Raw genomic sequence first — 12702 nt, forward strand, 5'->3', positions numbered from 1 at the left:
ACCATCCGATCATGATCGCACGCAACATCCTCGAAGCCCGCATTGCTGAAGTCCGCGAGGCGCTGAGACGCGCGCGGCTGCTGCGCCATCTGGCCGCCGTCTTTGCCATCGGCATTCTGGTGCGGGGCAGCCTGCTGCTGGCGACTCTGAACGGATTTCATGTTTCAAAAAAGCTCGACCGGTGGTCGATGCTGGTGCTGCTGGCGCTGGTCTTCATCGCGTGGTTGAAAGGGCGGCGGAACATCTGGAGCGACCACGACATCGCGCGGGTGATCGAGAAGAAACATCCCTCGCTGGATGCTCTTCTGCTGACCGCCATCGAGCATAAGCGTGACAAGGAGTCGCCAGACGGCTTCATGCACGAGCGGTTGATCGACCATGCGCTCGGCCGCGCGGCCACGCAGAACTGGCCCGTGACGGTGGCGCACAAGCCCTACATGCGCGCTTTGGTCGCCGCGTGGGTGGCAGTGCTCGCCTTTGTGGCCACGGATGTGGCGCTGCGTGTGCAGTCCTGGCCTCGCAAAACCACGGTCGTGAAAGCAGAACAGCAGCAGGATTCCGCGAAGCCGACCGAGTTTAAGGCGACGCTGAACCCGGGGGATACCGAATTGGAACGCGGCACAAACCTGATCGTCGAGGCCAAGTTCAACGGCCCGGTGCCTGCGGATGCTGTTCTGGTGGTGTCCGACGCGGATGGCAAGGAACGTGAGCGCCTGCCTATGAAGCTGACCGTGGATGCCCAGGTTTACGGTGGCATGATCAGCAAAATAGATCATGACACAAAATACCACGCCGAGTTTGCCGGGCAGAAGTCGGAGATGCACACGGTCTCGGTCTTCGACTTTCCGCGGCTGGTGAGCAGCGACGTGCTGGTGACCCCGCCGGAGTACACCAAGCTGCCGGCGAAGGAGACAAAGAAAACGCAGAAGGTCTCGGCGCTGGAGGGCTCAAAGGTTGTGTGGAAGCTCAAGGTGAACAAGCCGTTGCTGGCGGACGCAGAAGAGAACGCGGAGGCCACCGACCGCAAAAACGTCTCGCCCTTTGTTCCGCACCTGACTGCAGCGGAACTTTTCGGCGAGGACCAGAGCGTGATCGCGCTGAAGCCAACGGCGGCGGATCCCACAGTTCTGGAAGGCGAGCTGATGGCGGAGAAGTCGCAGAAGTACCGCCTGCATCTGGTGGACGAGGCTGAGCGTGGAAACAAAAATCCGCCATGGTTCACGGTGTCGGTGCAGTCCAATCAGCTGGCAAAGATCGAGGTGGTGTTTCCAAAGAGGGACCTGCAGGTGTCCAGCATTCAGCAGCTTCCGGTGGAGGCAAAGGTCTCGGATGATCTGGGAGTCACGAAGTCTGGCGCGGTCTTCAGCATCAATGGCAACAGCAAGGAGGTCATCTTCAAGCATGCGGTGACGGCACCGCTGAAGAAGGAGGCGGTGAAGGCGGAGCTGGCCTTGGAGAAAGAACATGCGGAGCCGCGACAGCTGGTCAGCTACTACGTGTGGGCCGAGGACACGGGGCCGAAGGGCGAAGTGCGCCGCAACATGAGCGAGATGTTCTTTGCCGACGTGCGGCATTTTGAAGACATCTTCCGCGAGATGGAGGCCCCGCCCGGCGAGCCAGGACAGCCGAAGGCTCAGAGCGATGAGCTGGTGGACCTGGTGAAACAACTTGTGAATGCCACCTGGAAGATCATCCGCGACACCAACGCGGGACGCGTGATCGAAGCCGCGACGCCGGACATCGACGTGGTGCACCAGTCCACCGGGATCGCGATGGAGAAGGTAAAGGAGGGCATGGAGAAGACGGAGGATGCCGAGGTGAAGCAGTCGCTGACGGAGGCGTGGAAGAGCCTCAAAGATGCGCAGCCCCCGCTGCAGCAGGCCTCCGCGGAAAAGAAGCGCTCGCCGCTGAACCAGGCGCTGACCTTTGAACAGACGGCGCTGGAATGGCTGCACCGCGCTCAGAGCCGCGAGCACCAGGTCATGCGCCAGAACAGCCCGCCGCCGCCCGGAGCAGGGCAGCAGGCAAACAAGAACCAGATCATGGATCTGGAACTGAAGCAGAAGGAGCAGCGCTACGAAGAGGAAAAGGCCGCCGCTGAAGAGAAGACCGCCGAGCAGCAGGAGAACCTCCAGGTGTTGAACCGTCTGAAGGAACTGGCGCGCCGCCAGGAGGCGCTGGCGGAGAAGATCAAGGAACTGCAGAACCAGATGGCGCAGGCCAAAACAGAGCAGGAGAAGCAGGAGCTGGACAATCAGCTCAAGCGCCTGCAAGCGGAGCAGGAGCAGCTGCTGAGGGATGCGGACGAACTCGTGGACCGCATGGAGAAACCTGAAAACGCGCAGAACATGGCGGAGGCCAAGGAGCAGCTGGAGCAGACCCGCGAAAAGGTGCGGGAGGCGGCGGAACAGCTCAAGGATGAAAAGCTCGCGGATGCCGCGAACTCCGCCACGCGTGCGCAGCGCGAGCTGGAAAAAATGCAGGAGGATTTCCGCCAGAAGACTTCAAAGAAATTCGCCGAAGAGGTGAAGCAGATCCGCCAGCAGGCGCGTGATGCCGCCGAGAACGAGAAGAAGATCAGCGAGTCGTTGGAAAACCAGCGTGAGGCGGGCTCTGACATCGAGAAGAACATGCAGAATGCGGCGCAGAGCCGGCAGATGGGAGAGCAGCAGCAAAACATCCAAAAGCTGCTGAACGACATGCGCCAGCTGAGCGAGCAGGCAGAGCAGAGTGAGCCTCTCCTTCACCGGAACCTCTACGATGCAGTACGCAAGGCGCAGACGAGCGGGCTGGAAGAGAACCTTCAGGAAGCGCGCGATCAACTCCGATACGGCTCGCAGGCGGAAGCCAAGGACGCCGAGCGCAAGGCCGCCAATGCGGTGGAAGAACTCAGGAAAGGCGTGGAGAAGGCCGCGGAGAGCGTGCTGGGCAGCGAGAGCGAGGCACTGCGTGTGGCCAAGTCCGAACTGGACAAGCTGATCAAGGAAGCCCAGGAGCAGGAAGCTGCCGGGGAAGGAAAGCCAGGGGAAAAAGGAGCCAAGGGCCAGGAGGGCCAGAAGATGGCCGGAGCCGCAAATTCCCAGGACGCGGAAAAGCAGCAGCCTGGTCAAGGACAGAAGGGGCAGGAGGGCCAGGGTCAGCCGCAGGGCGCCAAGACGGCGGACAAAGGCCAGAATGGTGAAAAAGGCGACAAGCCCGGCGAAGCCCAGCAAGGCAAAGAAGGCCAGGGCGAAGGCCAAGACCCCAAAATGGCCGGCCAAGGCCAGAAGCCCGGCCAGGGGCAGGAAGGAAAAGAGGGCGCGGGTGAGCCCAAGGATGCGCAAACCGCCGAGAAGGGCCAGGGCCAAAAGCCGGGCCAAGGACAAGGTCAGCAGCCCGGAGAGCAGGGCAAAGATGGGGAGCAGCCAGGTCAAGGGCAGGCCAAAGGCCAGCAGCAGCAGGCCTCTGCGGAGGGCAAACAACCCGGACAAGGGCAGGGAAAAGAAGGCCAGCAGCCCGGGCAGGGTGAGGGACAAGAAGGGCAGCAACCCGGACAAGGGCAGGGGCAGGGGCAGGGCCAGGGCATGCCGCAGCAGGCTTCAGCGCAGCAGGGCGAGGGAAAGCAGCCGGGGCAGCAGCCTGGACAAGGGCAAGGCCAAGGAAAGGGTACGCAGCCGGGTCAGGGCCAGGGGCAGGGTGAAGCGCAAACGGCAGAAAATGGCGGCAAGCCGGGCGAACGCCAGCAGCAGGGCCGAAATGCGGAGCCTGGAAAGGGCAGAGGGCAGGCGCAGCAAACCGCCGGTGCCGACATGGGAATTGGTCGCACTGGAGATCGGGACTCAGACAACGACCGCGTGCGCCCTCAAATCGCCGGCGGAGCGGTTCCCGAGTCGCTGTTTTTTGAAGACAGCAAAGAGCAGCCAGACACCGGTGTCTTCACCGGAAACGGTTACGAGCAGTGGAGCGACCGCCTGCGCAACGTGGAGGAACTGCTCAACAATCCAGAACTGCGCAACGATGCGGCGAAGGTGCTGGATCGCGCGCGTTCTCTTCGCATCGAGCTCAAGCGCAGCAACGAGGCTCCGCAGGTGGCGCACCTGAACACGCGCATCACGCAGCCGCTGATTGAGCTTCGTGACCGCGTGGTCGAGGAGCTTTCAAAGAAGGACGCGGGCAAAAATCTGGCTCCAGTGGACCGTGATCCAGTGCCAGCGGAATTTCGCGATCTCGTGAAGCGCTACTACCAGGAGCTGGGTGCTGGAAAGTAAGGACATCTGAGGTTTTTTTCGTGGAATGCCGACTCGACGCTAAACAGTTGTTTAGCATACTGAGGCGATGGCCCTGACGGTTCTGACATTGCGCAGCCTAGATGCTGAGCACCGGATTTCATGCCCCTTGCTGGGCTCGCTGACGCTCGGCAGCAGTGCGGAGTGCGACCTCAGATTTGAAGGCGTCGGCATCCTGCCAAAACATTGCGTGTTCTATCGGACGTCGGAGCGGACTTTTCAGATCATCGGTGTCTTCGCTGCGGCGCAGTTCTCCGTGAACGACGTGATATCGAGCGAGCTGGAAGTAAACGTGCCGTTTAAATTCGGCATCGGCGGAGAAGTCTTTGAGATGGATCTGGTGGAAGATCAGGACGCGCTTCCAGAAGAAAAATGGGAGGTGGCGGAAACGGGCACGAAATCTGAGAACACGGCCGAGAATGCAGCGCCGGCGGCAGGGCCACGTACCAGCCGCCGTGGTTATTTGCTGAAGCCCATCACCCTGAAGCCTCGCGGAGGCGAGCGATTGGGAGAGGTGATATTGCCGCCTGCGCCGCCGCCTGAAGCTGTGGTTGCGCAGGCTCCTGCGGCGCTGAGTTTGCTCACACCCGAAAGCGCAAGTCCGTCCGCCTTAGGTCAGAAGGAGGCCATGGAGGAAGCTGCTCAAACGAATTCCCAGCGCGAGGAAGAGGGCGCCTCCTCGCTCCTGACAGCGGGCCTCCTGATATGCGGCGTGATGATCGCAGCGATTGTGTATTGGCCGCAGCATCTGGACCGCATGTTTGAGGGCAGATCAGTGGTGACTGAGAAACCACAGGAAGTGTTGCGCGAGGTTCCGGCGGAAGAACGGGTGCGCGCATGCCAGGATCTGCTGCGCCTGGGAGCACCGGTGCTGGCGGCGCAAATGCTCATGCCCCTCGCTGAGAATGGAAATTTAAAGGCCATGCAGCAGCTGGCGCTTGCGCTGCGTTCCACCGGCAGCTTCGGAGAGGAGATCGTGGTGCTGCTGCAGCAGGCGGTCGCTGGCGGCCGCCTCGAAGCGCTGGCAGATTTTGTCAGCGTGGTGGATGACCCAGAGAATCCAGCGCGGTATTCAGAATCAGCGTTCAGGCAGCTCCAGCTCGCGGCGGATCTGGGGGAGAAAAGCGCCTGGATGCCGCTGGGAGAGCGCTACGAGCACGGCAATGGCATCCAGCCCGACATCAAGCTCGCCCTGGCCGCGTACGAAAAAGCGCGTGAGGCAGGGGACAAACGCGCTGCTGGCAAACTCTCGGCGAAGCAGGAGGCGCTGGAGTGTGTGGCGGCGTATTTGCGCTCATGGAACGAAGTGTCTGTGGCAAAGCTGCTGGAGCAGGTCGCGGCGGGGCAGGGGAAGTTTTTCATGCTGGACCATCCTTCGTTGGAGGTGCTCCTGCGCTTGGAGGAGGAAATGCGCGCCCGCTGGCCCGTGCGGCGCATCAGCGTGGCTGCGGGAGCAAATGCCGAGGTGGAGACCTTTGACCAGATCAAAGTCACGCAGCCATTTCAGTTCGAAGTGCAGCGCGGGGAGCGCATCGCGCGTGGCAAAGGTCTTCTCGTCTGCTCGGTACAGCGTGATGTGGAGGACCACTGGCGGATCACCGGGGCGAGCGACAAAATCGAGCTGAGCGAAATGCTCCCGGGCAAGGAGCAGTTCGTGAGCGCGACATCGCTGCATGAGCTCAAGCCCGCCTTCACGCAGGCTGAGCAGGTGGAGGAGTGCCGCCTGGAAATCCTGGAGCAGATGCGCGGGCTGGAGGCGACCGAAGATTTCAAGCCGGCCCTCACCGTCGTCATGAACGCAGTCTATGAGTTTCCGCAGGAAACCTTCTGGCAGCCTTTTGCGGACAATCTGTGCGATCGCATGGCACGGCAGCTTTTCATGTACGGCAAATGGCTGGACGTTTCGTGGACGGAGCCGGTGCATCAGCTCGCGGAGCGTGGAAGCATCTCGGCCATGCTGCTGGAGGGCCACCTGCACGCAGCCGGCTATGGCTGCCCTCGCGATGCCGCCCGCAGCCTGGCGATGTATCAAAAAGCATTTGAAGCAGGAAAGCGGCGCGATGCGCGCTTCTACTATGCGGAGGCCTTGTTTCAGGGGAACGGCGTGCCGCAGGACGTCGAGAAAGCAGGTGCTCTCGTGCTCGCCTTCATGAGCCGCTCAAAACATCCGCTGGAGGCCTATCTGGCCGCGCATCTCCTGTGGCGCAAGGCCGAGCACGATCCCGCGCTCTGGCAGGAAGTCTATGACTCGCTCTCACGCGTTGCCACCCAGTTTCCTCCGGCAAAAAATCTGGCCGGCATGGTGCTGCTCAATCACGGTCAGAACATTAGAGAGCGAAAGACCGGCTTTGCCGCGATCAAAGCCGCCGCCGAGGAAGGCGTGGTTGAGGCCATGAAAAATCTCTCCCAGTGCTATCTCGAAGGCGTGGCGTGCGAAAAGGATGCAAACCAGGCCACCTTCTGGAAACAAAAAGCCCTCGTCACCGAGCCGCCGCGCAGGAGGCATTACACGGAGTTCGGCGAGCCATGAGCCAAAGGTAGATGGAGACGCTACTCCGTTAGCCGGATGACATCGCACGTGATGAAAATGGCCTGCAGCACGTCCTGCTTTTCAAATTCCGCTTTGCCCGTGGGTTTATAAAGTGAGACCAGCCTCGCCGCGCCATCGGGGATGGCGATGCCGGTCGTGACTTTGGAGGTAAAGTAATCCGTCAGGGGAAACTCAAGGCGGCGCCCCTGCGTGTCGATGATCTGCTCCCGATGTTCGAACGGCGGCGCGGTGTGGAATTCGGGGGCGAGGTTGACCTCCACAGTGCGGCCGTCGCTGTCTAGTGTGGCCTCAAGATCAATGTTCAGTCCCACGCGCTGTGTCTTTTGTTCGAACACAAGTTCGCCTTTCTCATTCACGCGCATGTCACTGAAAGCGTTGTGCATCTTGGACTGCTGGCAGGTGGCACGGGCGCCGGGCTGGGTTTCAATGCGTGCGCTGTTGAGATGCTGCACGGAGCCGCTTTTCACACCGGCGAGTAGTTCGTTAAGTTCAGCACGGTGATCGCACTTCGTCGCGGCTTGTGCGGTGAGATGGCGCAGCAGCGGACCGGGGCCTTGAATGACATGGGTGGTGAAGGCAAGTGTCGGAGGCGATGCAAAATCGGAAATGGAGTCGAGGTATATCTCAATGAGATCGAGGTTCTTGTTCTTGTTGGTAACCACGAGCACTGTCGTTGGCGCGCCGTAAAAGGCGGCGGCTCCTTCAGGAAATGGGATCCCGTGTTCCTCCAGGAGGGCTTTGGCGGAGGTGGCTTTTTTCTTGCCGTCCTTAGCGTAGAAGTCCGACGCCCACGAAAGAAAATCAGCCGGCACACGAAAGCTGCGGGTATGGATGGCTTCCGGGTCGGCGGCGGGTTTGGGAGCGGTGGCCGGTTTGGCTTTGACATGACGTGGCTTTGACAGCTGCGGCACCACATCACATTTCAGAAATGTGGCCCAGAGCATGCCCGGTTTTTCTCGGCCGGTGGGCGCATTGAGAGAGAGAAGCTTGGCACCGCCTTTGGTGAGGCTCAGAGAGGTGACGGTCTTGTGGGCGTTGAAATCCGTCAGAGGAATGTCGAAGGCTTGCTGCGAGGCGGGATCGCGGAAATGAGCCCGGTGGATGGCGGGGGCCGTGGGATGAAGTTCGACGCTGAAGTTGATTTCCACGGTGCTGTTGTCAGCGCCGATGACCGGTTCGACTTCAAAGACGGTGCCGACAGGTCGGTAGAAAAAGGTCAGTTTGGTGCGGCCCTGGGCATCGGTGCCAAACTCATCCAGGTAGTGGTTATTGCGTTTGGACTCATAGGTGGCCCGGTTGCCGGATTTGGTTTCGAGGAAGGCGGAACTGATGAAGGTGGCTTCTCCACGCGCAGCGGCGGCCTCCACAGCTTCCAGCATGGCCGAGTCATCCGCTGCGGCGAGCGTCTTACGCGCGAGGTCGCGCAGAAAAGGCTCAGGCGCTTCCACGGTGTGGAGAGTGAGGGCCACTGTCCGGGGCTGGAGGCCAAGCTCCCATTCAGTGATGGCGGCGATGAGAGCAATGTTGTCGAGCGTATTAACGCAGCGCAGCGTATTGTCGCGATGCTCAAGCGAGGAACCTTTCGGGAAGGTGACGCCTTGTTTGGTCAGCCATGCGTCAAGGGAGTCATGCTCAGGGTCGTCCAGGCCAGGGCCGAGGAAGACGCCAGGGGCAGGCAGGGCAGCGAAGGTCATGCCGGATGGCAGCGAGGATGGAGCTGCGACCTTGAGCTGGGCCATGGGCAGAGCCTCCAGGCGGCGTACCTTGGCTGTGAGAAATGCGGCGCAGAGGATGTCCGCGCCCTCCTGCGCAGTGCCTACGGGTTTGGCCACGGCAATAAGTCGGGTGTGCCCGGAGGCGAGGCTGATTTCGTTCGAGAGGTTGATCTCCGGAAAGTCCGTGACGGGAAATTCCACCGCATGCCCCGTGGCAGGATCGTCGGCGCTGACCTTCCTTTGTTCAGGCGGCGCCGCATTCAGCTTCAGCGCCAGCCTGGTCTGAATGGTGCTGCCGTCGGCTCCTACGATGGGCTCTACCTCAAGCCGCAGGCCGATGGGCAGCACCTCCTGAGTGATGGAAGAGCGGCTTTTGGCATCCAGCGCAAACTGGGTGGCGTGCCTGTGTTCGCATACGGCTTCCAGCGTGGCGTGAACGCCGGACTTCCCCTCGAGAAAGGCGTCTCCGATGACGCGGATCTTGGATCCGGGCTCTTTGGCCTGCTTGAGCAAAGCGGCGAGCTGCGGGGAGCAATCCGTCACTTTGGAAACTTCGTCATTCGTCTTCCGGATGAGGTCTCCCGGACCTTCAATAACCGTGAGCGCAAAGGCGACCGTGGCGGGTTCGACTTTCCGCAAAGATTCGATGTAGATCTCGGTGAGGTCGAGATTGTCCTGAGTATTGGTGACGTTGAGTGCGCCCGTAAAGGGATTGAAGCTCGCGGTGGCTCCCTCCGGAAACGAAATACCCACGGCTTCCAGCGTCTCCCTGGCAGAAACCGGATGCTTCAGCGGCGCGTCGGCCGGAAGCGATGTGGCTGGCACTGGAGCCGGCCCGAACGGGTCGATTCCGTTGTCAGCAGATTTTTTGTCCGTCGAATCCGTCCAATAAAGAAAATCAGGAGGAGCTTTGAAAGTGCGAGACTTCATCGCGGGCTTGGTCGCTCCCAAGGAGGAAGCGGCGAAGAGCATGAGCAAAAACAGGCGAAGGCCGTGCATGTAAGAGATTTTACCGGCGGCAGCGGCTCGGTGTCGAGGTTTTCCTTCTTTGTGAAGCAACCCTGGGTGTCGAGAAGGATGTTCTGTTGAATCACTCCCCGGGGCGCAAAACATCGCAGGTGACGAAGATGGCCTGCAGAATGTCCTCCTTTTCAAATTCAGGTTTGCCGGCCGGTTTATAGAGCGAAATCAGTCGCGCCGCGCCGCTGGGGATGATGACGTTGGAGGAAAGCTTCGAGGCAAAGTAATCCGTGAGCGGGAGTTCCAGGCGGCGGCCTTGAGAGTCGGTGAAATGCTCCCGGTGTTCGAACGGCGGCGCGGTATGAAATTCGGCGGAGAAGGTGAGATCCACGGTGGCGGAGTCAGCTCCCACGGATGGCTGGAGTTCCAGGCCGAGCCCCACTTCACGCGTATCCTGAAAAAAGAACGTCTCGCCTTTTTCGTTCATGGCCACTTCGGTGATGGCAGCGTGCTGTGTGGCCTGTTTCGAAGTGGCGAGGATGCCTGACTTGGTCTCGATACGGGCCATGCCGAGATGCTTTACGTTGCCGGCTTTCACTCCGGCAAGGAGCGCGTCGAGTTCCGCCCGGTGGTTGCTTTTCCCACTCGCCAGAGCCGTGAGGCGGCGCATGAGATGACCAGGGCCTTGCAGGACATGGACGGAAAGTGCCACGGGCCGCTGAGGGAAGTAGCAGCCTCCGCCTACGTAAGCTTCCACCAGACCGAGATTTTCGTTCGTGTTGGTGACCAACAGCCGGCTCGTGGGCGCATCATAGGAGGCGTCCGTACCCGGTGGAAATGAGATGCCTGCCGCTTCAAGGAACGCTTTGGCTGTGGCAGTTTTTTTCGGGTTATCGGGCTCAGAGGCATCTGCTCCTGCACCCATGAAATCAGGGGGCACGCGGTAGGCTCGGGTGTGCGTTTCTTTGGCATCTGCGGCGGCCTCTGGAGGCGTGAGCCGGAAGTAAGGAGATCTCGCCACCTGCGGAACGACATCGCATCTGACAAACGTAGCCCAGAGCACGCCGGTTTCATTTCGACCGGCTGGCGGGTTGAGTGAAAGCAGTCGGGTCCTTCCTGAAGTGAGGTTGATGTTGCTCGTGGTCTTGTGAATGCTGAAATCGGTCGTGGGTATGTCCTGGGGTTGCTGCAAACCTGGATTCGCCAGACGCTGGACCTGCAATGCAGGCGGGGCGGAATGGAGTTCATGGCTGAGGACCAGCTTGATCGTGCGGCTGTCTGCTTCCACGACCGGCTCCACTTCAAAAAGTGATCCAACTCGCCGCGTCTCAAAGCTGAAGACGAGATTTCCCTTCGCGTCCGTTTCCAGGCTTTCGAGGTGGCGATGTTCGCGCGTGGCCTGCTGCGCGGTGCGGGTGCCGGGTTTGGATTCGAAAAAGGTGGAGCTGATGAATCGTGCCTCACCACGGCCTGCAGCAGCCTCCACCGCCTCGAAAATGGCCGCGTCGTTGCCTGAGACGGAAGTCTTCCTCGAGAGATCGCGCAGCAGCTGGGCGGGCGCTTCAACAGTGTGGAATGTGAGGGCAACTGTTTTAGGTGCGCCCGCAAGCCTTTGCTCTACCAGCGCCATGATGAGCGCGAGGTTGTCCGGCGTGTTCATGCAACGCAGCACGCCGTCGTGGTGCTCGAAAACAGAGCCCTGCGGAAACGAAACGCCCGCCTGCGCCATGTACGCATGAACCGTCCGGGGGCTGCACTCAAGCATCGCGTCATCAAACAAGGCGTCTGGCGCGCGCAGGGCGGCAAACATCATGCCAGACGGCACATGGGCTGGTGCATCCGCCTTCAGCAGTGCACCTGGCAGAGGTTCAACACGCCGCACCGTTGCAGTGAGAAACATGGCGCAGAGTACGTCCTCCTGCTCCCGGGCCGCTCCCGCAGGTTTCGTCACACCGACAAGTTTGGTGCCGCCACCATGGATGCGTAATCCAGTCTTGATTTGCGTTCCTGGAATATCGGTGAATGGAAAATCTACCAGGTGCTCGCTGGGCGGGATGCTGACCTTGTTCTGCCGCTGGATCGGTGCCGCCTCATTGAGTTTCAAATCCAGATCGGTTTCAATGGTGACCCCGTCTGCTCCCACGAACGGTTCGATCTCCAGATGCAGTCCGATCTGCTGCGTCTCCTGATCGACCGTGGCGCGGCCCTTCTCATCAAGCGACCAAACTTTTGAATAACGGTGCTCGCATACATTCTCGCAGACGGCTCGGGTTCCGGAATTGGTTTCGAGAAACGCATCGCCGATGACGCGGACCTTGGAGTCCGGCTTTTTCGCCATCTCATACAATTTGCTCAGAGCTGCTGCGCCATCGCCGTTTGACGAAGCCTGCGTGCAGGCCTCTCGGATGAGTTCACCGGGTGCTTCAAAAACGGAGAGGGTGTATGCGACGGAAGCACGAAGCGAATGCCCTGTTTCGACATAAGCCTCGACGAGATCGAGATTGGGCAGCGTGTTGGTCACCGTGAGTTCGCTAGTGAGCGGATTGAGGGACGCGCTGCTTTTTTCCGGGAAAGGGATCCCCGCAGCTTCCAGAATTTGCTGCGCGGTTTTCCATTTATTCTCGCCGTCAGGGGAGTTCGAGGAGGGGGTGGTCGGCTGCGCGGCGAACGGATCAGCAGGAGCTGTCTCGCCCGGCTTCGTCTGACCAGAAGCGAGGAAATCTGGCGGCACCTTGAAAGAGCGCGTGTGCCTCTCATCCCGGTAGGCATGCATGTCGGCCACCATCACGCCCGTCGCCTCCACCCGGTAAATCATCACCGCCTTCTCCACGACCGCCAGCAGCGCTTTGGCCAGCGTCACATTTTTCAGATCGAGCGTGATGCGCGGCCCGTCCTTGTGCCCCGGCTGGCGCAGATTGATGTCCACCCCTCTCGCACCTGAACCCTCGGGAGACTTGTCCAGTTCACGGCTCTTCTTGCGGAGAAACTCGAGCGCCTGCTCAGGCGTGGCATTCTTGAAATGAACCGAAGGGATGATGATCTCATCCATTTTTTTCATCAGCCTTGCTTTCGCCTCCGAGTCCGCAGCAGCGTTGTTTGCAGGTGCGGCTTTTTTGTCCCAGCCTGCTTCCTGACCTTCGGAAGGCGTGCCAAGTACCAGAAGCAGGAAAAGAAAACAGGCGCGGAACGGCATGCGGGGACATTACTGGAT

Annotated in this window: 4 protein-coding genes; 2 read left to right on the plus strand and 2 right to left on the minus strand. The window is 60.5% G+C overall.

Annotation, left to right across the window (positions count from 1 at the left end):
- The first annotated feature begins 11 nt into the window (after positions 1–11).
- Both ACILSR_RS22595 and ACILSR_RS22600 read left to right on the plus strand, forming a co-directional pair.
- Positions 12–4247, plus strand: coding sequence for a hypothetical protein (locus tag ACILSR_RS22595; protein WP_395752069.1), 4236 nt, complete (start codon positions 12–14; stop codon positions 4245–4247).
- 67 nt (positions 4248–4314) lie between these two features.
- Complete coding sequence (locus tag ACILSR_RS22600) at positions 4315–6795, plus strand: hypothetical protein (RefSeq protein ID WP_395752070.1); 2481 nt, start codon at positions 4315–4317, stop codon at positions 6793–6795.
- Positions 6796–6815: 20 nt separating this feature from the next.
- On the opposite strand, the gene ACILSR_RS22605 is transcribed toward ACILSR_RS22600, so the two are convergent.
- Together ACILSR_RS22605 and ACILSR_RS22610 are read right to left on the minus strand one after the other, a co-directional pair.
- On the minus strand, positions 6816–9530 hold the full coding sequence (locus ACILSR_RS22605) for a hypothetical protein (RefSeq protein ID WP_395752071.1): 2715 nt from the start codon (positions 9528–9530) through the stop codon (positions 6816–6818).
- Between the two features lie 91 nt (positions 9531–9621).
- Entirely contained in the window at positions 9622–12684 is a 3063-nt protein-coding gene (locus ACILSR_RS22610; protein ID WP_395752072.1) for a hypothetical protein, read from the minus strand.
- Between the last annotated feature and the right edge of the window lie 18 nt (positions 12685–12702).

Origin of the sequence: Prosthecobacter sp. (assembly GCF_044222565.1) — a bacterium.
Lineage (GTDB): Bacteria > Verrucomicrobiota > Verrucomicrobiia > Verrucomicrobiales > Verrucomicrobiaceae > Prosthecobacter.

Bases quoted from the DNA above. Each gene is read 5' to 3' on its own strand.
- ACILSR_RS22595 (WP_395752069.1), top strand. From the start codon at position 12: ATGATCGCACGCAACATCCTCGAAGCCCGCATTGCTGAAGTCCGCGAG.
- ACILSR_RS22600 (WP_395752070.1), top strand. From the start codon at position 4,315: ATGGCCCTGACGGTTCTGACATTGCGCAGCCTAGATGCTGAGCACCGG.
- ACILSR_RS22605 (WP_395752071.1), bottom strand. From the start codon at position 9,530: ATGCACGGCCTTCGCCTGTTTTTGCTCATGCTCTTCGCCGCTTCCTCC.
- ACILSR_RS22610 (WP_395752072.1), bottom strand. From the start codon at position 12,684: ATGCCGTTCCGCGCCTGTTTTCTTTTCCTGCTTCTGGTACTTGGCACG.